At 49.8% G+C, this 25490-nt stretch carries 23 protein-coding genes and 3 pseudogenes; 6 read left to right on the forward strand and 20 right to left on the reverse strand.

The features are described 5' to 3' along the window. Positions 1–14: 14 nt before the first annotated feature. The 6 genes and pseudogenes from accD to AYY17_RS02850 form a co-directional block, all read right to left on the reverse strand. Positions 15–869 (reverse strand): annotated as a pseudogene (gene accD / locus AYY17_RS02825) (acetyl-CoA carboxylase, carboxyltransferase subunit beta); the annotation flags it as partial. Positions 870–970: 101 nt separating this feature from the next. After that, on the reverse strand, positions 971–1663 hold the full coding sequence (locus AYY17_RS02830) for a DedA family protein (RefSeq protein ID WP_412779004.1): 693 nt from the start codon (positions 1661–1663) through the stop codon (positions 971–973). A gap of 42 nt (positions 1664–1705) precedes the next feature. Continuing rightward, complete coding sequence (gene truA / locus AYY17_RS02835) at positions 1706–2527, reverse strand: tRNA pseudouridine(38-40) synthase TruA (RefSeq protein WP_067421086.1); 822 nt, start codon at positions 2525–2527, stop codon at positions 1706–1708. Continuing rightward, complete coding sequence (locus AYY17_RS02840) at positions 2527–3537, reverse strand: aspartate-semialdehyde dehydrogenase (protein WP_067398466.1); 1011 nt, start codon at positions 3535–3537, stop codon at positions 2527–2529. The genes truA and AYY17_RS02840 overlap by 1 nt, the downstream gene beginning before the upstream one ends. Positions 3538–3610: 73 nt before the next feature. After that, on the reverse strand, positions 3611–4741 hold the full coding sequence (gene pdxB / locus AYY17_RS02845; RefSeq protein ID WP_067421088.1) for a 4-phosphoerythronate dehydrogenase PdxB: 1131 nt from the start codon (positions 4739–4741) through the stop codon (positions 3611–3613). A 159-nt stretch (positions 4742–4900) separates the two neighbouring features. Continuing rightward, positions 4901–5675: pseudogene (locus AYY17_RS02850) on the reverse strand (AraC family transcriptional regulator). Positions 5676–5776: 101 nt separating this feature from the next. On the opposite strand from AYY17_RS02850, the gene AYY17_RS02855 reads away from it, so the two are divergent. Next, positions 5777–6706 (forward strand): DMT family transporter, encoded by a 930-nt coding sequence (locus AYY17_RS02855; protein ID WP_067421311.1) that lies wholly within the window; start codon positions 5777–5779, stop codon positions 6704–6706. A gap of 79 nt (positions 6707–6785) precedes the next feature. Here AYY17_RS02855 and AYY17_RS02860 read toward each other — a convergent pair whose 3' ends face one another. After that, positions 6786–7055, reverse strand: coding sequence for a YjbD family protein (locus AYY17_RS02860; RefSeq protein WP_067421090.1), 270 nt, complete (start codon positions 7053–7055; stop codon positions 6786–6788). Positions 7056–7224: 169 nt separating this feature from the next. Continuing rightward, entirely contained in the window at positions 7225–8439 is a 1215-nt protein-coding gene (gene fabB, locus AYY17_RS02865) for a beta-ketoacyl-ACP synthase I (protein ID WP_067398482.1), read from the reverse strand. A 193-nt stretch (positions 8440–8632) separates the two neighbouring features. Between fabB and mnmC the strand changes: the two are divergent. Continuing rightward, positions 8633–10575 (forward strand): annotated as a pseudogene (mnmC, locus tag AYY17_RS22760) (bifunctional tRNA (5-methylaminomethyl-2-thiouridine)(34)-methyltransferase MnmC2/FAD-dependent 5-carboxymethylaminomethyl-2-thiouridine(34) oxidoreductase MnmC1); the annotation flags it as partial. Positions 10576–10921: 346 nt separating this feature from the next. After that, the gene (gene glsA, locus AYY17_RS02875) at positions 10922–11926 is read left to right on the forward strand and encodes a glutaminase A (RefSeq protein WP_067421092.1); all 1005 of its coding nucleotides are present in this window, start codon (positions 10922–10924) and stop codon (positions 11924–11926) included. A gap of 249 nt (positions 11927–12175) precedes the next feature. Here the strand turns inward: glsA and AYY17_RS02880 are convergent, their stop codons facing one another. The 7 genes from AYY17_RS02880 to prmB form a co-directional block, all read right to left on the reverse strand. Next, positions 12176–12439: a hypothetical protein gene (locus AYY17_RS02880; RefSeq protein WP_067421094.1), complete on the reverse strand. Its 264-nt coding sequence runs from the start codon at positions 12437–12439 to the stop codon at positions 12176–12178. Positions 12440–12959: 520 nt separating this feature from the next. Continuing rightward, positions 12960–13487: a GNAT family N-acetyltransferase gene (locus AYY17_RS02885; protein WP_067421096.1), complete on the reverse strand. Its 528-nt coding sequence runs from the start codon at positions 13485–13487 to the stop codon at positions 12960–12962. After that, positions 13484–13765: a YfcL family protein gene (locus AYY17_RS02890; protein ID WP_067421098.1), complete on the reverse strand. Its 282-nt coding sequence runs from the start codon at positions 13763–13765 to the stop codon at positions 13484–13486. Before AYY17_RS02890 ends, AYY17_RS02885 begins: the two co-directional genes overlap by 4 nt. A 40-nt stretch (positions 13766–13805) precedes the next feature. Beyond that, positions 13806–14357 carry an elongation factor P hydroxylase gene (locus AYY17_RS02895; RefSeq protein ID WP_067421100.1) on the reverse strand — a complete coding sequence of 184 codons (552 nt, stop codon included), beginning with the start codon at positions 14355–14357 and terminating at the stop codon, positions 13806–13808. Positions 14358–14379: 22 nt separating this feature from the next. Beyond that, entirely contained in the window at positions 14380–15183 is an 804-nt protein-coding gene (locus tag AYY17_RS02900) for a sulfite exporter TauE/SafE family protein (protein ID WP_067398493.1), read from the reverse strand. Between the two features lie 55 nt (positions 15184–15238). Then, positions 15239–16327, reverse strand: coding sequence for a chorismate synthase (aroC, locus tag AYY17_RS02905; RefSeq protein ID WP_067421102.1), 1089 nt, complete (start codon positions 16325–16327; stop codon positions 15239–15241). Positions 16328–16406: 79 nt separating this feature from the next. Beyond that, entirely contained in the window at positions 16407–17336 is a 930-nt protein-coding gene (gene prmB, locus AYY17_RS02910) for a 50S ribosomal protein L3 N(5)-glutamine methyltransferase (protein ID WP_067421312.1), read from the reverse strand. A gap of 200 nt (positions 17337–17536) precedes the next feature. On the opposite strand from prmB, the gene smrB reads away from it, so the two are divergent. Further along, positions 17537–18082 carry an endonuclease SmrB gene (gene smrB, locus AYY17_RS02915; RefSeq protein ID WP_067398494.1) on the forward strand — a complete coding sequence of 182 codons (546 nt, stop codon included), beginning with the start codon at positions 17537–17539 and terminating at the stop codon, positions 18080–18082. Here smrB and sixA read toward each other — a convergent pair whose 3' ends face one another. From sixA to AYY17_RS02935, 4 genes are all read right to left on the reverse strand, one after another. Next, entirely contained in the window at positions 18083–18550 is a 468-nt protein-coding gene (gene sixA / locus AYY17_RS02920) for a phosphohistidine phosphatase SixA (protein ID WP_067421104.1), read from the reverse strand. Positions 18551–18894: 344 nt separating this feature from the next. Continuing rightward, complete coding sequence (fadJ, locus tag AYY17_RS02925) at positions 18895–21060, reverse strand: fatty acid oxidation complex subunit alpha FadJ (protein ID WP_067421106.1); 2166 nt, start codon at positions 21058–21060, stop codon at positions 18895–18897. 15 nt (positions 21061–21075) lie between these two features. Continuing rightward, the gene (gene fadI, locus AYY17_RS02930) at positions 21076–22368 is read right to left on the reverse strand and encodes an acetyl-CoA C-acyltransferase FadI (protein WP_067421108.1); all 1293 of its coding nucleotides are present in this window, start codon (positions 22366–22368) and stop codon (positions 21076–21078) included. Between the two features lie 218 nt (positions 22369–22586). Continuing rightward, positions 22587–22883, reverse strand: a complete 297-nt coding sequence (locus tag AYY17_RS02935; protein WP_067398500.1) for a YfcZ/YiiS family protein — start codon at positions 22881–22883, stop codon at positions 22587–22589. 338 nt (positions 22884–23221) lie between these two features. Between AYY17_RS02935 and AYY17_RS22670 the strand changes: the two genes are divergently transcribed. Both AYY17_RS22670 and AYY17_RS02940 read left to right on the forward strand, forming a co-directional pair. Continuing rightward, positions 23222–23668, forward strand: a complete 447-nt coding sequence (locus AYY17_RS22670) for an outer membrane protein transport protein (RefSeq protein ID WP_412778999.1) — start codon at positions 23222–23224, stop codon at positions 23666–23668. Further along, a complete protein-coding gene (locus AYY17_RS02940) occupies positions 23554–24561 on the forward strand; it encodes an outer membrane protein transport protein (RefSeq protein WP_412779000.1) in 1008 nt (335 codons plus the stop codon). Before AYY17_RS22670 ends, AYY17_RS02940 begins: the two co-directional genes overlap by 115 nt. 98 nt (positions 24562–24659) lie before the next feature. Here the strand turns inward: AYY17_RS02940 and mlaA are convergent, their stop codons facing one another. Continuing rightward, complete coding sequence (gene mlaA, locus AYY17_RS02945; RefSeq protein WP_067398502.1) at positions 24660–25418, reverse strand: phospholipid-binding lipoprotein MlaA; 759 nt, start codon at positions 25416–25418, stop codon at positions 24660–24662. Positions 25419–25490: the final 72 nt, after the last annotated feature.

A 25490-nucleotide genomic window follows, 5' to 3' on the forward strand; every position in this document is an offset into this window, starting at 1 on the left:
GCACCCTCTTCGCAGGGGAACTGATAGTTTGTCAGTTTTGACAAAATTTCAGCAATGGTATCGCGCATGTCAGGACGACGGACAATCATATCAATTGCGCCTTTTTCCAGCAGAAACTCGCTGCGCTGGAATCCCGGTGGTAATTTCTCACGTACCGTCTGCTCAATAACACGCGGGCCGGCAAAGCCAATCAGGGCTTTCGGCTCACCGATATTGATATCACCCAACATAGCCAGGCTTGCGGAAACGCCGCCCATAGTCGGGTCTGTCAGAACAGAGATATACGCAAGGCCGCGTTCCTGCATTTTAGCCAGTGCCGCACTGGTTTTCGCCATCTGCATCAGCGACATCAGGGCTTCCTGCATACGGGCACCACCGCTTGCGGAGAAACACACCAGCGGACAGTTATCTTCCAGTGCCTGTTCAACCGCACGGACAAAGCGCGCGCCGACAACAGAAGACATAGAACCGCCGATAAATGCAAATTCAAACGCGGCTGCCACGACCGGCATGGTTTTCAGTGTCCCTTTCATCACCACCAGCGCTTCTTTCTCACCGGTGGTCTTTTGCGCGGCCACTAAACGATCTTTATATTTTTTGGAATCACGGAATTTCAGAATATCTTTTGGTTCGAGATCGGTTCCGAGTTCCGTTGTGCTGCCTTCATCCAGGAACGTTTCCAGACGATTGCGTGCCGAAATCCGCATATGATGATCACACTTCGGGCACACCCCGAGATTGCGCTCTACTTCCTGCCGGTAGAGCACCTGACCACAACTGTCACATTTAGTCCAGACACCTTCAGGAATGCTCGCCTTACGGTTCTGGTTAATTGGGGTCTTATTCAGAATTTTTTCAATCCAGCTCATTAATGACCTTTCCGTCTGAAATCTGGCTCAGCCAGTGTAATTATTGTTTGCCATTAAACCACATTGCTTACGCACTGTGGATAAAAAAGTGCTCAAACCACTCAGGCATCATCACGTTTCTGTGCTTTTTTCGCTGCCCGGCGGTGACGCCAGACCTCGATGATACCAGGTAATATGGAGATAAAAATAATCGCCACGATGAGTAATTTCAAGTTCTTCTGCACAATCTCGGTTTCCCCGAAGATATAACCGGCATACGCAAATAAAACAACCCACACCACCGCACCAATCACATTAAACATGGCGAAATGGCGATATGACATTTTACTCATTCCTGCAACAAACGGGGCAAATGTCCGCACGATCGGTACAAATCGCGCAAGAACGATAGCCTTGCCGCCATGCGTTTCAAAGAAAGCATGGGTTTTGTTCAGGTAACTGCGGCGGAAAATTTTCGAGTCAGGATTGCGGAACAACCGTTCACCGAAAAAGTGCCCGATGGTGTAATTTACGGCATCACCGATAATAGCCGCAGTGATCATCAGCAATACCATGATATGGATATTGAGGTCATTTGTCGGCAGTGCTGCCAGTGTTCCCGCCACAAATAACAGCGAATCCCCCGGCAGAAACGGCGTGACCACAAGACCGGTTTCACAGAACAGAATAAGGAATAAAATAGCATAGACCCAGATCCCGTACTGCGCCACCAGCTCCTGCATGTGCAAATCAATATGCAGAATAAAATCAATTAAGAACTTTGCAATATCCACGATGTGGTTAAAAAATTCCATCATTTTCCCCGTTCGTTATCACCCGGTGATACAAACTTAATATTAATCAGCTAAAAACAGCGGTCCCATAACCGGTGACGGCAATGCAAATTCCGCGGGATAGTCGACACTGACCAGATACAACCCTTCTGCCGGTGCCGTTGCTGCGGCTTTGGCGCGCTCTTTCATCGCCAGCAGTTCTGATATCCAGGTAATGTCCTGATTGCCCCGGCCAATCTCAAGCAGGCTGCCGACAATATTGCGCACCATATGATGCAAAAACGCATTTGCTTTAATATCCACAATCACATACTGCCCCTGACGGAATACATTGACATGCACCATATTACGCCACGGACTTTTTGACTGACACTGTACTGCACGAAAGGAGGTAAAATCATGCTCACCGAGCAGGCTTTGTGCCGCCGCATGCATCCGTGTTTCATCCAGCGGATAATGAATGTGCGTGATCCCGTTCGCCAGGACCGCCGGACGATAGCGCTGATTCAGGATAATATACCTGTAGCGCCGCGCCGTTGCACTGAAACGTGCATGGAAGTTTTCCGGCACGGTTTTTACCCAGCGCACCGCGATATCCGGCGGCAAATGGGTATTAACACCCATTGTCCAGGCCGCATCTTTACGGACGGATGTGGTATGAAAATGCACCACCTGACCGGTGGAATGCACCGCTGTATCCGTTCTGCCCGCACAAATTACGGCGATGGGTTCATTTGCTATCTTTGATATTGCCTGCTCCAGTCGCGCCTGGACGCTTACCACGTCTATTTGCCGCTGCCAGCCGAAATACCGGCTGCCGTCATATTCAATACCCAGCGCAATCGTTGTTTTTACCGCGTCCGGCGGTGAAATTGCGTCTGTCATCAGTAAAACTGCTCCTGCGTGAGTCGCTCGGCAATTTCAATTGCCATCAGTGCGCCACCAAACTGCACGTTATCGGCAACAGACCAGAAATGCAGGATTTCCGGGATACCGTAATCATTACGCAGGCAACCGATATTCAGAAAATAATTGCCGGAAGCATCAGTTACCTGAGTAGGATAATCCTGCTCATCCGATAACTGAATATCTCCCGCGCGCTCCAGTTCATCCCGCGCTTCATCACTGCCGAGCGGGCGCAGAGTTTCCAACTGAACCACCTGACCGTTACCGTAGAATACCGGCGACTGCACACAGGTCACGCTGATTGGCAGCCCGGCATCCTGTAATACTTTGCGGGTTTCTTCCACAATGCGGCGCTCTTCAGTCACGCTGCCCTGCTCATCTGCCAGTAACGGCAGAACATTGAATGCCAACTGTTTACCAAAACGCCCGCCTTCCGGCGGAATACCGTTGAGTAATTTCGCGCTTTCCCCGGCCAGTTCCTGCACCGCACTTTTACCAAAGCGGGAAACAGATAATAAATTAGTCAGATTAATACGCGACAGCCCGGCGCTTTCCACCAGCGGGCGGATAGCGGTAAGCAACTGGCTGACACTGCTGTCTGCCAGCGCAATCAGGTTGCGGTTGCGGTATTCGCCTAATACCTGCGGGTTCACCGACGGCACCACTAACGGTACATCCGGCTCCAGCGCAAACAGACCGCTGCTGTCTATCACGATGCAGCCGTTGTCCGTTGCGGCTTCATAATACGCGCTGGTCGCATCCTGTCCTGCCACAAAAAACGCCAGTTGTACCTGTGACCAGTCAAAATCACGGGCATCGGTCACCAGGTAATTTTTGCTGTTCATGCGGACAGATTCGCCCGCACTGCGCTCACCGGCTAATAAGAAAAGCTCACCAACCGGAAATTCACGCTCTTCCAGCAGAGAAACAAGGGCGCTGCCGACAGCTCCGGTCGCACCTAATACAGCAATATTCCAGCCTTCTGACATAGTCGTCTCCAAAACAAACACTGCACGGCGAGGCCGCCGTACAGTCAAAAATTAATGATATATAATCAGGGAGTTATCCGCAGTATTGCGCGGTAAAACCAAGGCCGGATAACAGCGCGGCACTTTGTGCATCATCACAGATAACCGTCAGTGATGACCATTCACGGCGATCCGGATAGAATTTACGCAGTTTATCAAACTCACCCTCAATGGTGGCAACAGCGCGCAGCGGTGCATCATCGCGGCGTACATCATAAACCAGATGCATTAAACGTTTGAGAATACTTTGCGTTACTTTACCTGAGAGCGTTACAGAGCCGAATTCCGGCGCAGGTAACAGCTCTGTCAGTGATACTTTCTGCGGTTGCCCGATAAATTCAGACCAGGCTTCAAACACCTGAGTGGTGCCGCGTGCTTTGCCTTCCAGGGTATAACCGGCAATATGTGGCGTGCCGATATCAACCAGCGAGAGCAGTTCAGCAGACAGTGCCGGCTCCGGCTCCCAGACATCGAGGATAACACTCAGCGGTTTACCGCCTGCAAGCACTGCCAGCAGTGCGCTGTTATCCACCACCGGCCCGCGGCTGGCGTTGATCAAAATACCGTTATCTTTCATCGCATTCAGGCGGTCTTCATTCATCAGGTGCAATGTAGTGTAATCACCTGATTTATTCAGCGGGGTGTGGAATGTGAGAATATCCGCCTGTGCCACCAGGGTGTCGATATCATAAAATTCACCGGCATCGCCGTTATCCGCACGCGGTGGGTCGCATAACAGGGTTTTGACCCCGAGCACTTCCAGGCGTTTTGCCAGGCGACCGCCGACATTCCCGGCACCGACAATCCCGACAGTTTTATCCGTCAGCTGAAAACCATCACGCTCCGCCAGCAGCATCAGCGCAGAAAAAACATACTCAACAACTGCAATCGCATTGCAGCCCGGTGCGGAAGAAAAACCAATATTATTCTGCTCCAGCCAGGCTTTATCCACGTGGTCAAAACCGGCCGTCGCCGTGCCGACAAATTTTACCGGCGAGTTTTGCAGCAGCTCTGCATTGACCTTTGTGATTGAGCGTACCATCAGCGCATCGGCGTCATCCAGAACACCAGCCGGTAACGGACGTCCGGGTACTGCTTTCACCGCACCCAGGCGGGAAAAAAGCGCTTCGGCGTAAGGCATATTTTCATCTGTAACGATTTTCACGGGCTTCACCTTTATACTGTCGGCGGCCGGCAAAACGTGTTCAGCACGGCGGCACAACCGAAATTAAAACGGATGGCCGCTATTTTGCCACTTCTGCGTGATAAAACCTACGCCCCGCGCACTGATTGTTGCTAAAGAGAGCAATTAATCCTGCAACACTCACTGGTTGCGAAAACGTTCCGGCGTAACCCCGGCTAATTGAGAAAACATCGCAATAAAAGCTGAAGAGGAACTGTAACCGACATCCAGCGCCACATTCTGTACACTCCGCCCTTCCTGCAATAATGCCACTGCCCGCAAAAAACGCAGACGCTGGCGCCATTCACTGAATGACATTCCCAGTTTCTGCTGACAGCGCCGCGACAAGGTACGCTCAGAGGTAAAGCAGCGCACCGCCCATTGTGCCAGAGAGGAATTATCCGCCGGATCCTGCTCCAGCGCACTGAGAACCGGCGCAAGCAGCTTATCATCCGTGCCCGGCAGATAGGTCGGCTGGCAGCGCGAAATCATCAGTTGATCTGTCAGTACCTGCGCCAGGCGCTTGTCGGCATCAGTTTGCGGCTCACGGATGGTCCGTCTGAAAAAATCCTGCATCACGGCGCTGAATACCGGCGTCATTTCTATCACGCACGCCGTATCCGGCAGTACCGGCGCCCATTGCGGGGAAATATCGATAATTTTAAATGATACGCAGCCTTTATTGTAACTGGCATGCTCTGTTCCCTGCGGGATCCAGATACAGAACCCGGTCGGTGCCAGATAGCGCTGTCCTGCGACAATCATATCCATCACGCCACCGGCGACATACAGCAGTTGCCCGAAAGGATGACGATGGGTTTCAAATTCAGTATCCGCAAAAAAAAAGTTCATTACGGAAGATTAATGTTACGGGATCTTTCAGCCCCAATGAGGCAATATCCGACTTACGGCTCATCTTGTCAGATTCTCTCTATAAATTGGCGGGATATCGTTATATAGAATAATTAAGACAGACTACACTAGCGCACCTGCCTGATAAATAAAATGAGTTTACTGATGAAAAACCTGCTTTTCCCCCTGGGGGCCGTACTAATCTGGTCTGTCAATGCGGTGGTGAATAAACTTGCCGCAGGCGCAATTGCCCCGGGAGCTATCTCCTTTTACCGCTGGGCGCTGGCACTGGCGCTGATGACGCCCTTCCTGCTAATCCCTGTCTGGCGACAGCGTGCAGTAGTGAAACAGCACGCATGGAAATTATTTATCCTCGGATTTCTGGGAATGGGGCTCTATCAGAGTCTTGCCTATTACGCCGCGTATACGGTCAGCGCCACCTTTATGGGAATTATTACATCACTTATCCCGCTGCTGACGGTAATTTTAAGTATTCCGGTACTGCGCATCGCACCGACAGTCGGCATTGTACTCGGGACAATCCTTTCCCTGAGCGGACTGACCTGGCTTATCAGTAAAGGAAATCCGGCGGTTCTTCTGACCCAGGGGCTGGGACAGGGTGAATTGCTGATGTTTATCGCGGGACTGGCGTATGCCTTTTATGGTGTGCTGACCAAGCGCTGGGCAATTCCGCTTTCCAGTATTCATTCACTGTATATGCAGATAGTGTTTGGTGTGATCCTGCTTATCCCGGTTTTCCTGAGTGCCGGTAGTGTGGCACTGACATCTGATAATATCGGCCTGGTTCTTTATGCGGGGATTGCCGCCTCCATTTTTGCACCATTGTTATGGATCCTCGGCGTGACCCGGTTAGGCGCAAATGCAGCATCCATATTTATGAATCTGGCACCGGTATTGACGGCAATTATCGCAGCCGTCTTCCTGAAAGAGGAACTGCACAGTTATCATATTATCGGCGGCGGCGTGGTACTGATTGGCGTGATCCTCGCCCAGCGCCTGCGCACACCACTGACGCAGGTGTTGCGCCGCAAGGTAAAACGCACAGTGAACAACAAATGTGCTGCAGAAGAGTAACCTGTATTCTGGTTGGCAATAACCGATGAAAAACAGCCGCGCCAAAAATGGCACGGCTGAGTTTATAAACAGAGGTGGTTCAGCGCAGTCCGCGTGTATGGGTTTTGGCTGACCAGCTGTAGGTTTCATCCCCGCCGCCGGGTTTAATTTTTTCTTTACGTTTTTGTGCTCTGACTTTTGCGGCTGCAGCTTCAACCTCTTTTGAGATCTCAGTGACAATCTGATCTTTAACTTTATTCAGCTCCCCGTTGGTCAACGGGCGCCCCAGCATTTTTTGTTCCTGACCCAACCGGGTTTTCACCCGCATTTGTTGTGCGTCAGTCATTTCTCCGAGCGTCAGTTTTTTCATTCAGAACCTCTGTAGCAGCGTGATAATAATCTATACCCTGACAGAGTTTACCTCAAAAGAAAATGCCCCGGTGAATAAACCGGGGCATTTTTTAATTATCGGGGTATATACCCAACATCATTCAGGATGCAGCCAACACATCTGCAGTTTGAATGAATAAGGGTATAGATTAGCCCTGATATTTACGCATGACTAAGGTTGCGTTTGTTCCGCCGAAACCAAAACTGTTCGACATAACGGTAGTCAGCTTGCGCTCAGTCGGTTTGGTGATGATATCCATCCCCGCCGCTTTCTCATCAAGATTTTCCACGTTAATACTCGGCGCAATAAAACCATGCTCCAGCATCAGCAGGCTGTAAATCGCTTCATGAACACCTGCAGCACCCAGGGAGTGACCGGTCATCGCTTTGGTCGCTGACAGTGCCGGGGTATGATCACCGAACACTTCATGAATCGCTTCCAGCTCTTTGGTATCACCCACCGGTGTAGATGTGCCGTGTGTATTAATGTAGTCAATCGGTGCATCCAGACCGTGCATCGCCATCTGCATACAACGGACAGCGCCTTCACCGGATGGAGCAACCATATCTGCGCCATCAGATGTTGCACCGTAACCGACAACTTCACCATAAATGTGCGCGCCGCGTGCCAGAGCATGTTCCAGCTCTTCTACCACGACCATACCACCGCCGCCGGCGATAACGAAACCATCGCGGTTCTGGTCGTAAGTACGGGACGCTTTTTCCGGCGTCTCGTTATATTTGGTCGACAGTGCGCCCATTGCGTCAAATTCGCAGCTCATTTCCCAGCACAGTTCTTCACCGCCGCCGGCAAATACCACATCCTGTTTACCCAGCTGGATTAGCTCTACCGCGTGACCGATACAGTGCGCGGAAGTTGAACAGGCGGAGCTGATAGAGTAGTTAACACCTTTAACTTTAAACGGTGTTGCCAGGTTTGCAGACACACCGGATGCCATAGCACGCGGCACCATATAAGGTCCGACACCACGCAGCCCTTTGGCGCGCATACCGTCAGAACCGGCAACCTGATTGCGCGGAGAGCCGCCGCCTGAACCGGCAACAACCCCGGTACGGATACTGCCTACCTGCTCAGGGGTCAGACCGGCATCCGCAATAGCCTGCTCCATGGAAAGATAGGCGTAAACAGACGCATCACTCATGAAACGGGCAGGTTTACGATCAATGAGACCGGCAGTATCCAGTTTGACATTACCCCAGACATGGCTGCGCATTCCCATTTCTTTAAACTCTTCTGAGAACGTGATCCCGGAACGACCTTCTCTCAAAGAAGCCAGTACTTCTTCCTGGTTATTACCAATACTTGAAATAATCCCCAGACCAGTGATTACTGCACGCTTCATTCATTACCTCTGTCATTTATGTATTACGGGATTTTAGCGATACTTTAGCTTACACCTGTAAGCTGAACAAGTCCGATCAGATGTTTTTTCGCATCTTTACATACTGAACCTGCCCTGTGTCACATCCGGCATAGCGACCCCGTGCAAAGCAGAGTAAAATCAGGGAAAGTGAACAAAAAACACAGGCTGGAATGTGAAAAAAAACGTAATTGAAACGGCTCATTTAACCCTGAACGAACAGGGTACACCTGTTTCGCAACATTTTGATGACGTCTATTTTTCAAACGATGGCGAACAGGCGGAAACCCGTTATGTGTTCCTCAGCGGTAACGATTTTCCTGCACGGTTCAGCCGGATTACCACACAAACCTGTACCGTGGCAGAAACCGGATTCGGCACCGGGCTGAATTTTCTGACCCTCTGCCAGAGCTTTCGTCATTTCCGTAACACACACCCGGACAGCCCGCTGCGGCGCCTGCATTTTATCAGTTTTGAAAAATACCCGCTGGCGTCTGAGGACTTACAGGCTGCACATCAGCGCTGGCCGGAATTCGCAGATTTCTCCTTACAACTGTACGCTCAGTGGCCGCACGCCGCTCCCGGTTGCCACCGGATTTTTTTAGATAACGGAGACATTACACTTGATTTATGGCTGGGTGATATCAGCACACTTCTGCCGTCTCTCACCCATGCGCTGGATAACAAAATCGACGCCTGGTTTCTGGACGGCTTTGCACCGTCAAAAAATCCGGATATGTGGCAGCAGCCACTGTTTGAACTGATCGCCCGCTTCACCCGCCCGGGCGGGACATTTGCCACCTTTACCGCCGCAGGCTTTGTCCGCCGGGGTTTACAACAGGCAGGATTTGATGTGGAGCGCCGGACAGGTTTTGCCCACAAACGTGAATGTCTGGCCGGTATCAATACCCGCACACCCGCCGTCTCTCTCACTCCCTGGCACGATCGCCACCCTGCTGCTGCCCGCAGGCACATTGCAGTTATCGGCGGCGGAATAGCCGGTGTACTCAGCGCCCTCACTCTGTTGCAACGAGGCGCGGACGTTTCGTTATATTGCGCTGATGACTCATTAGCCACCAATGCATCCGGTAACCGGCAGGGCGCGCTCTATCCTCTGCTGACCGGTCTTGACGATCCTCTTGAACGTTTCTTCACGGTCGCCTTTACGTTTGCACGGCGCACCTATGATGCGCTGTCTGCTCAGGGTGTGAAATACAGTCATGATTGGTGCGGTGTTATCCAACTGATGTATAACGAAAAAAACAGAAAAAAAGTCAATGCCATTGCTGCTGTTCCCCGCCCTGAAACACTGTTTAAGATATTGTCACGCCAACAACTCAGTGAGCTTGCGGGTCAGGATGTGAATTCCGGTGGCTTATATTATCCTGCCGGTGGCTGGCTCTGTCCGCAGGAATTAGTGCATGGTGCCGCCGCACTTGCACAAAAAAAGGTCTGCATCTGTATCTGAACCATAATGCAGAGCATCTGGAGCAGACCGCACAGGGCTGGCAGATCCGTTTTGCCGATAACAGCACCGTACAGACAGATGTGGTTGTGCTGGCAAATGGTCACCACATCACACAATATCCGCAGTCCGCTGCACTGCCGGTAACACCGGTGCGCGGACAAGTGAGCCATGTGCCGACTGTTCCGGCAATTGCCGGGCTGAAAGCCGTGCTCTGTTATGAAGGTTATCTGACCCCGGTCAACCCGGCAGACGGACAACACAGCCTCGGTGCCAGTCACCAGCGTAATGACATCACAACCACATACAGTGAAGAGGAACAACTTGCCAACAAAGCGCGTCTGCTCACTTCCCTGCCGGATGTGAGCTGGTCTCATGAAGTGGATATCAGCGGAAAAGAGGCGCATACAGGCATCCGCTGTACCGTGCGCGATCACCTTCCTGTAGTCGGTAACGTACCTGACTTTGCACAACTTATGGTGCAATATGCAAAACTGGAAAGAATGAAACGCAAGCCGGATTTGGTCAGCAGCGCTGCAGATATACCGCAGTTGTTTATCATCGGGGCACTCGGTTCACGGGGGTTATGTACTGCACCACTGGCGGCTGAATTGCTCGCGGCTCAGATTTTTGATGAAGCCCTGCCGCTGGATGATGAAACACTGGCGGAATTGCATCCGAACCGTTTTCATATCCGTAAATTACTCAAAGGTGCACTGTAACAGAAGAACAGATTCTGAGTTGATGACCGGGAGGGCAATACATATATCTGTTTTTCTGGTCGTCATCACAATATTAATTATTTTTTCTGCTGAAAAGCCCGGTTTTTAACCCCGAAACCGGTTGATCACCGCCACAAATACTACCCGTTTTGTGTTCTTCCCCACAAAAAACAGTTCATTTCCCGGGCAATCCGCACATCCTTTTGCTCAATGATCAATTTACAGAAAACTTAATATTCCCTTACGCTTCATCCGGAAATAATAACCGGAGAATAATATGAAGAATAAAATAGTTATTGCCTTTACATTTTCACTGCTCTGTTTCAGTTCAGCCTATGCAAAAAATAATCCTGTCCCGGAGAATATCCACTATGACACCATTGTTGAGCAGGCATATCAGAAATTTAAAACGGAGAAAACCGGTACTGTCGCCGATTATATTCCGGCACTGGCAAAATACAGCCCGGATAATTACGCTATCGTTATTGCGACTGTTGACGGGAAAATCTACAGTGCGGGTGATAAAGACGCACTTTTTCCTCTCGAATCCCTGTCTAAAATATTCACACTCGCCCTCGTATTAAATCAGCAGGGCCCACAAACGGTACTGACGAAATTAGGTGCAAATGCCACAGGGTTGCCGTTTAATTCTGGGCTGGCGATTGAATTGCGACCTGATCGTCCGCAAAATCCGCTGGTTAATGCAGGTGCTATCAGTGCGGTCAGTCTGATTAATGCGCAAAGCCCGGATGACCGCTGGCAACAGATTATGCAAAACATGGAAGCCTATGCCGATAACAGCCTGGTTATCAATGATGAAGTCTATCGCTCGGAATCAGAAACGAATCAGCACAACCAGGCACTGGCGCGGCTGATGCTCTCTTACGGTATGTTATATGGTGACCCGGATGTGGCGGTTGATCTCTACACCCGCCAGTGCTCTGTCGATGCCACCACCGTTGATCTTGCTAAGATGGGTGCGGTATTTGCCAATCACGGAAAATCGCCATACAGCGGAAAACAGCTTCTGAGTGCTGAAAATACCGGAAAGGTGCTGGCAGAAATGGCTATTGCCGGGTTATATGACGGCTCAGGTGAATGGTTATATCAGGTCGGGATCCCGGCAAAAAGTGGTGTTGGCGGTGGTATTCTGGCTGTCGTTCCGGGAAAATATGCAGTAGCCGTGTATTCCCCGCCACTGGATAAAGCCGGGAACAGTGTCAGAGCACAGGCTGCGATTGGGTTTATTGCACAGGAAACCGGTGCTGATTTATATCAGTAATCCGTAACCCGCAACGTAAATGGGTCATCCACATTCCTGCCGATGACCCATGTATACCCTTATTCATTCAAACTGCACGTTCGTTGGCCGCGGTCAGCCAGCCGGGTCACATACTTGTGTATGCTCCCAGTCTGTCTTTCCTTGCCGCCTGCCTGCATCTTGAATGACGTTGGGTATCGTATCTTCTTTAGATTTTATTATTCGCGTAATGCGACTGTTCCGAACTATTTCCTGACTATTTCCGACGTATCAGGCATTCAGAGCAATGACTTTTTCAGTCTGATTTTCCTCTGAACTGTACAGCGAATCTAATTCCCGTTTGGCATTAAAAATAACTAAACCACTAAATAAAATCATGCCGATTGAAGGGACTGCTCTTTCAATTACACTCATTCCGTCAATTTTAAACCAGAAAGAAAATAACAGCGCCAGCAATACCACGGCAGCAACCGCTATCTTCGTGTAAATAGTCACAGCCTGTTGAGCTGTATTTTTCGGTTGTAATTCAAACATAATTTAATACCTGTTTTTGTGGGGACAGGCTCATTCTGACAGAATAAATGTTAATGGCAAGTTAATATTTGATGATATTTTATCAAGATCACGCAAAGTTGTTGACTTTTTTGCAACAAAAGAGACGCCAGTCTCAAATATACACGTATCCGGATCACGAAAAATAAGTGTAAATCATTAAGTTATATACCCAACATCATTCAAGATGCAGGCAGGCGGCAAGTGCAGATAGACGGGGAGCATAGATAAACTATGTGACCTGGCTAGCTGAGCGAAGCCAACGAACCTGCAGTTTGAATGAATAAGGGTATAAATAAAAAACGCAGCCCGGGAAGATGCATAGCCAAGCATAAAAACGGCGCTATTTTGCCCGTAACAATATTAATAACAACTTCTTTTTTTATTTTCTGTTTATTTGTTAAATATCAGGTTTATTTATTACCAAAAATAAAAAAAACAGTGAAAAAAGCAAAAAAAAAAGAGTGCAACGCACTCTTTAATATTTATTTATTTTCTGCGATCAGAAGAAACGGTACACCATTGCGCAGCGGTCGCTGAGCTGTAACCCGTAATCTGCCTCTTTTTGTAAAATGGCTTTCAGTGCAGGTAACCGGGAGACATCACACAACTCAAAACCGAGGCGTTCATAATAAGGACGGTTCCAGGCAACCTCACGGAACGTGGTCAGCGTCAGTGCTGAACAACCACGTGCCAGCGCCACATTTTTCACCCGCTCAATCAGTTGCCGCCCTAACCCCTGCCCCTGATGTGCGCCGGCTACAGAAAGTTCATCGATATGCAACCCGGCGCCGAGATTGGATACCAGGATAAACCCGGCGGGATTATTTTCCCGGTCTGTAACCACCCAGGCATTACCGTTCATGATAAATTTGCCGAATGCCGATTCAGAATGCCCTTCACTCTGCGCTATCCATTCATAGCCCGCAACACTACTGAACAGTTGCCCGGCAGAAGATTCCGCCGCAGACATCGCCGCAATATCAGCGGAACGGGCCTGGCGGATAGTGTACTGTGTTGTCTCTGTCATTGTTGCGCCTGTGCATCTTTCAGCAAACGCTGCCAGGTATCAAGCACCAGCACCTGATCCGGCGGTGTCAGTTCACCGGCTTTAATCGCCTGACGGATGCTCATCTCTACTTTATCGTGCAGCGCCTCAACAGTGTGCTCCCCGCTTTGTTCCAGCTCAGCTACCGCCAGGGTCAGATGCCCCTGCAAATAACCTCCTGCAAACAACTCGTCATCAGTGGCATGTTCAACCATGTCATCAATCTGAGCGAGGATACGTGTTTCATAATCCGCAAGCATGTTTATTCCTTAGAGTTCAGTCGTCCGCAACATCAGTTTGTCAGGCAAACGGATCTTCCGGCCATGGAAATTGGTCCGCAGTCAGCGGTGGCGTATTGTAAAACGATTGCAGGGCATTAATAAACCGCGCGGCTCGTGGGGGTAATGAATTCTGTGCAAGATATTCCATCACCTGCCCGTGAACAATTCGCTTGAACTTGACGCGATCAGGCTCGAAATTGCCGTCAAGATTGTCACAACTGACGTTAAACGGATAATCCGCGGCCTGACAAAACAGCCAGTCAAGTGCCTGCGGTTTTATTTCCACGACCTCAAATTCTGATTGTGTTTTTGCATCGCGCCCGTCCGGACAGTACCAATATCCGAAATCTACCTGTGTCCTGCGCTCCTTACCGGCAATACACCAGTGGGAAATCTCATGAATTCCGCTGGCATAAAAACCGTGTGCAAACACTATCCGGTTGTACGGTACTTCATCGTCAGCCGGCAGATAGATAGGTTCCTCGTCGCCTTTAACCAGGCGGGTATTGAAATCAGCTGAAAACTCGCCGTCAAAAACGTCAATTAATTGCTGAAAATGATGTTTACTCATTGATTATATGAACCACTAAAAATTAATGAAAAAGCTGAGACAGCCACGTACTGATAGTATCGCCGTGATTGTCATAAAGCAGTTTGATACTCATCAGAAAAGAGACAGTTACCAGCATAGGACGAATAAGTTTTTGTCCCCGGCTCAGTACCATACGCGCACCAAGACGTGCACCAATAAGCTGTCCGCCCAGCATGGTGAAACCCAGCAGCCAGATAACATGTCCACTGAAAATAAAGAATGAGAGCGAACCGACATTTGATGCAAAATTGAGGACTTTGGCGTGCGCCGTGGCTTTTGCCAGGTTAAACCCCGCCAGCGTGACATACGCCAGTGCATAAAATGACCCGGCTCCGGGACCAAATACCCCGTCATAGAAACCCAGCCCGATACCCGCAGTACAGCCGAAAGCCAGCGGCATAAGGCGCTGTTTCTGATCTGCGGCACCAATTGAAGGCGTCAGCAGGAAATAGAGACCAATGGCAATAACCAGCAGAGGTAATAACTGGCGCAGATATTCAGGGTTCACAAACTGGACCAGCCCGGAGCCAATCACCGCACCAATCAGTGTCATGATTATCGGTATCCGCTGCCCGGCGAGATCCACCGCCTTACGGCGGATAAAGTAAAAACTGGCAGAAAATGAGCCGCCGACTGCCTGAAGTTTGTTGGTCGCCAACGCCTGTACAGGCGGAATGCCGACAGCCAGCAGAGCCGGTATGGTCAGTAATCCCCCGCCCCCGGCAATTGCATCAATAAACCCGGCTATCAGTGCAACAAAAAACAGTAATACATAGATTTCAACCCCGAACTGAAACCATTCCATTTTATACCTGCCAATAAAAATCCCGGGTGAAGATCCGGGATAACAACACGTTATATCATGACCAGGCCGGTAACGGCGGGGTTACATCCGCACATTGTCCGCGATGACGCAAAAGGTGATCAAGCAGCACAATCGCTGTCATCGCTTCCGCAATCGGCACAGCACGTATTCCGACACAAGGGTCATGACGCCCTTTGGTGATCATAGTCACCTCTTCACCCTGCCGGTTCAGCGTATTACCGGGAACAGTAATCGATGATGTCGGTTTCAGGGCAATATGTGCGATGATTGGCTGGCCACTGCTGATGCCGCCGAGAATACCGCCTGCATGATTGCTGGTAAATCCGGATTGATAAATCTCATCCCGGTTTTCACTGCCTTTAAGGTTAACCACACCGAAACCGTCTCCGATTTCGACACCTTTTACCGCATTGATGCTCATCAGCGCATGCGCCAAATCTGCATCCAGACGATCAAAGACCGGTTCCCCAAGACCTGCGGGAACATGCTCTGCCACAACGGTCACTTTCGCGCCGACAGAATCCCCTTCTTTTTTCAGGCCGCGCAGTAATTCATCCAGCGCATCTAACTGACGTTCATCCGGACAGAAAAACGGATTTTGCTCTGCCAGTGACCAGTCGCGGATATCACATTTGATATGCCCCATCTGAGTCAGGCAGCCACGGACAACCACACCGAATTTCTCATTCAGGTATTTTTTGGCAATCGCCCCCGCCGCCACACGCATTGCCGTTTCACGGGCTGATGAACGTCCGCCGCCGCGATAATCGCGAAAGCCGTATTTTTGTTCATACGTGTAATCGGCATGTCCCGGACGGAAAAGATCTTTGATTTCCCCGTAATCCTGCGAGCGCTGATCGGTATTTTCAATCAGCAGCCCGATACTGGTGCCGGTCGTCTTTCCTTCAAATACACCTGAAAGAATTCTGACCTGATCCGGCTCACGGCGCTGCGTGGTATAGCGCGACGTTCCCGGGCGGCGGCGATCGAGGTCAGTCTGTAAATCTGCCTCAGTCAGTGCCAGTCCCGGCGGAACACCGTCGACAATGCAGCCCAGCGCAGGGCCATGTGATTCACCAAAGGTCGTTACGCGAAAAAGTTCTCCGATGCTGTTTCCGGCCATCCTGTTTTCCTGTCTCTGAATGTGTGCAAGTGAATGGTTTTAACCTATTTTTATCTTTCTATTCCTACATGAGGATTGTCTATTTGAAAAGCTTAAATGCGTCATGATGTTCTGTTAATTGATCACGAGTTAACATAAATACGCCATCGCCGCCGTTATCGAAAGAGAGCCAGATGAACGGCACCTGCGGAAACTCATCAATCAGATGAACCTGACTGTTACCGACTTCACAAATCAGCACTGCGTCCTCAGACATAAAATCCGGGGCATTCGCAAGGATCCGGCGCACCAGTTTCAGCCCGTCACTGCCCGCAGCCAGCGCCAGTTCAGGCTCTACCCGGAATTCATCCGGCAGGTCACTCATATCTTCCGCATCCACATACGGCGGATTAGTCACAATAAGGTCATATTTCACTGCCGGCAGATTATTAAACAGGTCGGAACGTATCGGCACCACGCGATGAGATAATCCGTGATTTTCAATGTTCATTTCTGTGACATCCAGCACATCAGTTGAAATGTCTGCGGCATCCACTTCTGCATCCGGGAATTCATACGCACAGGCGATAGCGATACAACCGCTGCCGGTACAGAGATCCAAAATCGTGTCCGGCTCGGCATCAAGCAGGCCGGAAAAATGGTTGTTAATCAGCTCACCAATCGGTGAACGGGGAATAAGTACACGCTCATCCACATAAAATTCATGACCGCAAAACCAGGAACGGTTGGTCAGATAAGGTACCGGAACGCGCTCTGTGATACGGCGCAGCACCCGCTCAACAATACGCTGGCGCTCAGATGATGTCAGCCGGGACTGATAAAGTTCCGCAGGCAGGTCAAGGGGCAGAAAGAGTGTCGGCAGCGCCAGCTGGAGGGCTTCATCCCAGGCATTATCCGTTCCGTGTCCATACCAGATATTTGCAGCATTAAAGCGGCTCATCGCCCAGCGCAGCATGTCCTGTAGCGTGTGAAGCTCGGCAACGGCTTCATCAACGTAAATTTTATCCAAAAGTGCCTCCGGCGGGGTAAACCAAAATAAGATATCTGATGGCATAGTTTGCCACGAAGTCGCCGCTAAATCAGCATATCTTGCGCAATACACACGAATTTTTCTCCCTGATCCTCCGTCATTACGTGAGCGGTAAGGATGACGTCAACATCACTAAAGAAATCGGTTACACTATCGAAAATTATTTCTGATGGGATGTTATGAAAAAGAAGCCGCCTTTAACCGATGATGACCTGCTGCTGTTTAAGGAAGCCATCAGCGGTACGCGAAAAATCAAACAGGATAATGTGGTGCATCCGAAACCACGGGCCAATGTAACCAAAATCGCCCCGGAGCGGCTGTTGCAGGATCAGATTGACGCCAGTTTTTATTTTTCGGATGAATACCGCCCGAATCTGGATATGGATGGCCCGACCCGCTATCTGCGCGAAAATGCCAGTCCGTATGAACTAAAAAAACTGCGCAGGGGTGATTATGTACCGGAATTGTTTCTTGATTTACACGGCTTAACACAACTTCAGGCCAAGCAGGAAATAGGTGCGCTGGTCGCGGCTGCCCGCCGTGAAAATACTTATTGTGTCTGTATCATGCACGGGCACGGTAAACATGTGCTGAAACAACAGACACCGCTGTGGCTGGCACAGCACCCGGATGTCATTGCATTTTACCAGGCACCAAAAGAATGGGGCGGCACGGCAGCATTACTGCTGCTTATCGAAATTGACGAAACCGCCCGGCGTGAGTAATCAGGTTAACTGACCGGGAGCGCGGTGCCAGCACAACGTACCGCAACCGTCAGTCAGTTCAATACAGGCAACAGAGGATGTCGCAAACATCGGTGCGGTTTCCTGCGGGCACAATGCAGCTACCAGATACCCCACCAGCGGCAGATGAGAAACAACCAGTACACCCCGGCGCCCTTCCTCCGCCAGTACCTGTATGTAGGACGCGATCATCTGAGCATCACCCGATGGCGTCAGACCCGGCATTACCTCATCCGTTGGCGGTAAACTGAGGTCATGGCGGATTTCGGTCAGTGTCTGTTCTGCCCTCAGATAAGGGCTGACCAGCACAGTATCAGTTTGCAGATGTTGCGTGGCAAGCCACTGTGCCATATTGCGGGACTCTGTAATTCCCTTTTCAGTTAAGGGCCGGACTGAATCACTGGCTGCGGCTAAAGCTGCATCACCATGTCGCATAATCAAAACTTGCATACGTCACCGTCTGAACAGGACGGATACGATCGTTTCTGAGTTCACGGACCGCATCACGTCAAAGAATGAACTGCTTAACATTATCGTTATCTTCGTTATTACTGCTGCCCCGTTTAGGGTGCAAAAGCATTCTGCCTTAAATTAACTGTAATTAAAATGATTCAGCACAGAGATAAACCCGAATTCTGCGCGGATCCTGCTCAGTAAAATAAAATCAGTATCCGGTATTTTTGTCTGTGCTCAGGGCATTGCGCCGCCCTGAACACACAAGAAAAGAGCACAATAATTTGTTATCCGGATACTGTTTTTGTCTGAGGACCGTTTTTATCTGAGAACTGTTTTTATCAGAAAAAACGTAAATTATTTTCTGCCCGCCGCATCAGGGCCTCACAAGGGGTAAAGCGCTCACCATACAGGGCAGCCAGCGCCGTCAGTTTTTCCGCCACAACCTGTGGTGATAATGTGTCCATATAATAAAACGGCCCTCCCAGGAACGGCGGGAAGCCGATACCGAATACCGCGCCGATATCCCCGTCCGCTGGTGAGCGGATAATTTGTTCATCCAGCACTCTGACCGCTTCATTGAGCATCATCATCACACAGCGCTCTGCGATCGCCTGTGCAGTAAGATCTCCTTGTGCAGGCGAACCCAGTAAATGATAAATCTGCTTATCTGCTTTACGGGGTACTTTTCGCCCGAACCGGCGCCATAACGGGAGTGGTGAATAATCATAAAATCCCCGTCTGTTTTTCTTACCGAGCCGGTTATCCTGAAAAATTGCCTGTAATTGAGCCGGTAAGGCAAAACGATCACCGAATTCTGCTTCCAGCACCGGCATAATTTTTGTCCCGACATCAATACCGACTTCATCCAGTAACGCAACAGGCCCCAGCGGAAAACCGAAATCTGTCAGTGCATTATCAATTTTCTCCACCGGCTCCCCCTCAATAAGGCAACGCAGTGCCTCTGTAATATAGGGGGCAAGAATGCGGTTAACATAAAACCCAGCTTTATCACTAACAACAATAGCTGTTTTTCCCTGTCTGCGGGCCAGTTTCAGTGTTGTTGCCAACGTAACAGCATCTGTTCCCGCATGCGGAATAATTTCCGCCAGCGGCATTTTTTCCACCGGGCTGAAATAGTGCAGCCCGATAATTTTCTCCGGACGCAGTGCATTTGCGGCAATATCACGCACAGGCAGCGATGATGTGTTCGTGGCAAAAATAGTCTCCGCAGGTGTGACGGACTGAACTTCAGCAACCATCTGTTGTTTCAGTGCCAGAGATTCAAAAACAGCCTCCGTGATAAAATCAATGCGGTGAAAACCCCGGTAATCCGTTGTGCCGGTCATACCGCCCATCAGTTGTGTCCGTTCACGCGAAGAGAGCCGACGTTGCTTTACCTGCTTGCTCAGGTACTGCCAGAAAAAAGCCAGCGCTTTACTGACTCCATCCTGTGAAATATCTTTGATTCTGACCGGCAGCCCGGCACGCTGACGGGTGACCGCTGCGATCCCAGATCCCATCAGCCCGCCGCCCAGAACAGCAACATGATGTAATTCTGCCGGTTTTGCATCACCTGCTCCGTCTTTTTTCAGTGCTGATGACGCAAAGAAAATATGTCGCAGCGCACCTGCCTCCGCCGTTACCGCCAATTTACCGAATGCGGCTGATTCAGCCTTAAATCCTGCCTGCCGCCCTTTATCCAGACCGCACTGCACAACATCAATAATCTGTTCCGCCGCCGGATAGTGCCCGTGGGTCAGTCGCTGTGCTTTTTTACGGGTTATGCGCAGAAGAATATGGCGGACTCCCTTCATCCGCTGAATTTTCAGCCACAACGATTGCGGAGCCCGCCGTGCGGGATGAGCAGATAACGCCCTTGCGGCAGCCGTTTCCAGTAAAATATCTTCAGGAACAATGTCATCCGCAAGCCGCAGCTTAAATGCCTGTTTTGCACGTAACTGCCGCCCGGTCAGCATCATGTCCAGTGCCGTTATCAGCCCGGTCAGCCCCGGCAACCGTTGTGTTCCGCCGGAGCCCGGCAACAGCCCTAACTGTACTTCCGGCAGACCAAGCCGGGTTTTATCACTGTCCGTCACAATCCGGCTGTGGCAGGCCATTGCCAACTCCAGCCCGCCACCGAGACAACTCCCGTGGATAGCGGCAATGATCGGCAGAGGATAATTTTCTATCAGATTAAATAATTGCTGACCTGCGGCAGACAGCGCCTGTGCCTGCGCGGCATCCTGACACGAAGCAATCATGTTAATATCTGCTCCGGCAATAAAATTACCGGGCTTTCCGGAAATAATGACCATTCCGCGCAGTCCGGAGATCTGTCGTGCTTCACGTAAAATGGCTTCAAACTGAGCGGCAAACTCAGCTTTCAGGGTATTTACCTTTTCACCCGGCACACTCATGGTGATCACTGCGACATTATCCGGACGAATAGTCAGACGAAAAGCAGAGAATGTGTCATCAGAATGTGTTTTATCATAATCAGTCATTACTATTCCCTCCGCCTATTCCGTTTCCCAGATCATCGCCGCCCCGAGACCACCAGCGGCACACGCTGTTGTCATGGCAAAACCACCGCCACGCCGTTGCAATTCACGTAAGGTCTGAGTGACCATCCGCGCACCGGTTGCCGCAAACGGATGACCGTAAGCAATCGAGCCGCCGAGTACATTAAATTTATCAGGGTCCACTTCCCCGACCGCTTTTGAGCGATTGAGTTTTTCGCGGGCAAATGAATCGCTGGCAAAACACTGCAGATTTGCCAGTACCTGAGCAGCAAATGCTTCATGCATATCAATCAGTGTCAGATCAGATAACGACAGCCCCGCCCGCGCTAATGCGGCAGGCGCGGCGTAAGACGGTCCCAGCAGCATATCTTCCCGCATGCTTCCGGCGGTGAACGCATAGCTGCGCAGAAAGCCCAGCGGAACCAGCCCCAGTTCGCGGGCGCGGGACTCAGACATCATAATTACCGCAGCCGCGCCATCAGTCAGCGGCGTGCTGTTGGCGGCGGTAACCGTGCCATGTCGCTTATCAAATGCGGGTTTCAGTTGTGCATAGCTGCCTGCCAGTGAATTTTTGCGCAGCGTATTATCTTCTTCACAAATGTGTGTGAATGGCGGAAAACGTGCCGTCATCACCTCATCGCGCAACACACCGGAGGCCCATGCCTGTGTGGCGGCCTGATGTGAGCGGTGAGCGAAGGCATCCTGAGCTTCACGGCTGATATGGTAGCGTTTTGCCATCTGCTCTGCGGTATCACCCATGCGCAGACCCGTGGAGTACTCTGCCACCGCAGGGGCCACAGGCAGGAGATCACGCGGGCGCAGCGATATCAGCAACCGGAGTTTATGTGAAAGAGTCCGGGCTTTGCTGAGATCCAGCAACGTTCCGGCGAGTTTACGGGATACACCAATAGGTAAAACAGACGAAGAGTCCGCCCCGCCTGCCACCGCAATATGATTCTGACCACACTGAATAGCCTGTGCCGCACTGGCAATCGCCTGAAAACTGGTAGCGCAGGCACGGGTGACAGAATAGGCATCTGTTGTTACCGAAAGCCCCGCCCCCGGGACAATCTCCCTGGCAATATTGGGTGCGGCGGGCATTTGTATCACCTGTCCGAAAACGACAAGATCAACAAGTTCCGGAGGAAATGATTGCCTGAAAAGTAATTCCTGCACAACAGCGCGGCCCAGTTCAATCGCCGGAACGTCACGATAAACAGTTGATTGTTTTACAAACGGCGTTCGTAGTCCGTCAATAATTGCAATTCGTTCTGCCTGCGCAAGTTTCATCCGTTTATCCTTACGTTATGAACGGTTATCCCGACATGCGGTGGTCTGACCTGCTATTATTGTTAACACCATGTTGCATCTGCGCAATGCAAATTAATAAAAAATGCGAAGCAACGCAGAGAAATGATTTTTTTAAAGACTTCAATTGAATTTCAGGCATAAAAAAGCCCCCGTATTCAACGGAGGCCTGAATTCAGATTACGTATTCTTCTGATGAATTAACGTAAACCCAGTTCAAAAATCAGCGTTTCAGCCTGGCAACTGAATGTAAAATCAGCTTTCAGTTCAACACCTTCGGCTGTATCTTTGAACTCACTGTGCATTTCGCAAGGCTCAGACGCCGCTGCGTTAGCCTTGGCTGTCAGCGTTTCCAGCATTTTTTCTGCTTCTGCTTTTGATGCAAAAACACGCTGGAAAGAGGACGTGCAACTTTCGTTATCAATAATAGTACCTACGTCCACACAGCAACATGCGGCGGTTTCTTCTGCGCTACACAGTTTTTTTGCGTCAGCCATTTCAATCTCCCGTTAGTTAAAAATAGCTTACTATCTCAATATCGAATCATACCATTTATCAAAGTAAATCATAAAATTTCAATCTATTGTTTGATCTACTCGGGCTAAAGCCATTTTTTGCCCTCAAAACGCCCTTATTTGTTAATTTTTTGTTATGCAAATCTCATTTCAACATCTTAATTCGCTTATTTTAGTACAAAAAAATAACATTCAGATGTGCTGATCCTATACTCTCTCAACTGGTCTGATTTGTCATATCCACAAGCAAACATACAATCCAGCGCTACTTCTGACTATCAAAGTAGTACATAAACAAAATAAACAAGAGGGTTTTGGTCATGAACCAGAAAAACCTGTTCACTCGTTCAGCACTGGCAGTGGCAGTTTCTTTAGTAGCATCAAATGCTTTTGCTGCGGGTTTTCAATTAAATGAATATTCAACTTCTGCACTCGGACGTGCATTTTCAGGGGAAGGTGCCGTGGCAGATGATGCCAGCGTCGGCAGCCGCAATCCTGCAGCAATGACATTATTTGACCGCCCGGCATTTTCCGCAGGGGCGATTTACATTAACCCGGGCGTGATATTAAGGGTAAATCCCCTCTCACAGGCAACAGTACGGATGCCAGTGATATCGCACCTAGTGCCGTGGTGCCGAATCTGCATTTTATTATGCCGATTGATGATAAATGGTCTGTCGGGGCATCGGCTACATCAAACTTTGGCCTCGCCACTGAGTTTAACGATAACTATACGGCGGGTGCCATCGGCGGTAAAACGGACCTGATGACCGCCAATTTTAACCTTGCCGGTGCTTATCGTCTGAATGATAATTTCAGTTTTGGTCTCGGATTAAATGCGGTCTATGCCGACGCTGAAATTTCACGCCATACCGGTGAATTAGGATCTGTTGCCGCACATCTTACCGGCAAGCCTGAGCTTGGAAAAATTCCGTCCAGTTCTAATCTTGCCAAGCTTAAAGGTGATGGCTGGGGCTATGGCTGGAATGCGGGTATGTTATATGAACTGGATAAAGATAACCGTTTCAGCTTAACTTATCGCTCAAAAGTAACCGTAAAATTTAAAGACGGTGATTTTACTCAAAATATTCCGGGCTTGCTTGATCGTTCAACCAAAGGCAGCCTGGATCTCCACCTGCCGGATATCTGGGAATTCTCCGCCTATCACAAGGTTGCACCAAAATGGGCTGTCCACTATACGTTTGCCTACACCGGCTGGGATACCTTTAAAGAGCTGAAAGCAACAGACAACGGCAACGGTGACGTTCTGTTTGAAAAGCATGAAGGCTTCAGTAATGCGTACCGTGTAGCCCTAGGAACAACCTATTATCACGATGATAACTGGACATTCCGTGGCGGTGTGGCATTCGATGACAGCCCTGTTCCTGCCGGAAACCGTTCCATTTCGATCCCTGATCAGGATCGTATCTGGCTTAGCCTGGGTTCAACCTACGCCTTTAATAAAGATATGTCTGTCGATGTTGGTGTTGCCTATATGCATGGCCGTAAAGTCGATATTTCCGAGCCACTGCTGACTAAAGACCAACTCAAGGTTATCGGCAGCAAATTGGGTAATCCGAACATGCAGATGCCTAATTATGAATTCAGCTCATCAGGTAAAGCCTGGCTATACGGTATTAATTTCAACTATACCTTCTGATTTCCCGGTTTTTATGTATAAAAAAAGTTCTGGTTAACAGCCAGAACTTTTTTATTGCGATTTTTTTTATTGCGATTTGCGATTAATGATAAAAGTCATTATTCGCCGTCGATAGAATCCAAATCATCCGCAATTGCAGCCGCATTCGGGTTTACCTGCGCTTTCAGTTCCCCGCCGGATGCCAGGAAGTCATTACGCTGGAAATAGGCTTCACGCATCATCAGATACGGATCACTGGAGTTATGTAAAACGCCTTCAGAATCCAGTAGCTGTGCACGGTTATCAATTCCTTCAATCGCCCACTTACCAACACCCATCCAGATGGTCAGATAGCTCAGCATCGGATACGTGGTATCCAGGAAATCCCCGCCGTCTACGCGCGGTGTCCAGCCACCATAGCCCGGAATGACCACATACGGACCATAACCGACACCATAGTTTCCTAAGGTATTACCAAATCGCACCGGCTCCGCTTTAGCCAGTTTCGGGTTTGCCATCGATGCAACATCAATAAGACCGCCCAGACCAAAGACCGTATTCAGGAAGAACCGGTTAAAATGCTTAAATCCCTGATAGACATCACCACGGAGAAAGCTGTTAACCATGCTTGCCGGCTCTTCAAGATTTCCGAGGAAATTAATTGTACCGTTGCGTGCCGGAGTCGGTACATAATCACGCCAGGCAACCGCAACGGGTCTGAGTACGTAAGGATCCAGCACATTATAGTTGAAATTAAACATCGTGCGGTTAAATCCTTCCAGCGGATCACTGCGCGTTCCCGGTGACTGATCCGAACTTGCACATCCGCCAATCAGCAGCACCGCAGCAAGTGTCAGGCCACTTACTTGATACTTCATAAGTTTCTCCATGCCAAAACGTGAGTTATTTTTTTCAGTTTCACGTATCTATAAACTCAATATTATCCGGTA

Origin of the sequence: Morganella psychrotolerans, from assembly GCF_001676055.1 — a bacterium.
In the GTDB taxonomy this organism is placed as follows: Bacteria; Pseudomonadota; Gammaproteobacteria; order Enterobacterales; family Enterobacteriaceae; genus Morganella; species Morganella psychrotolerans_B.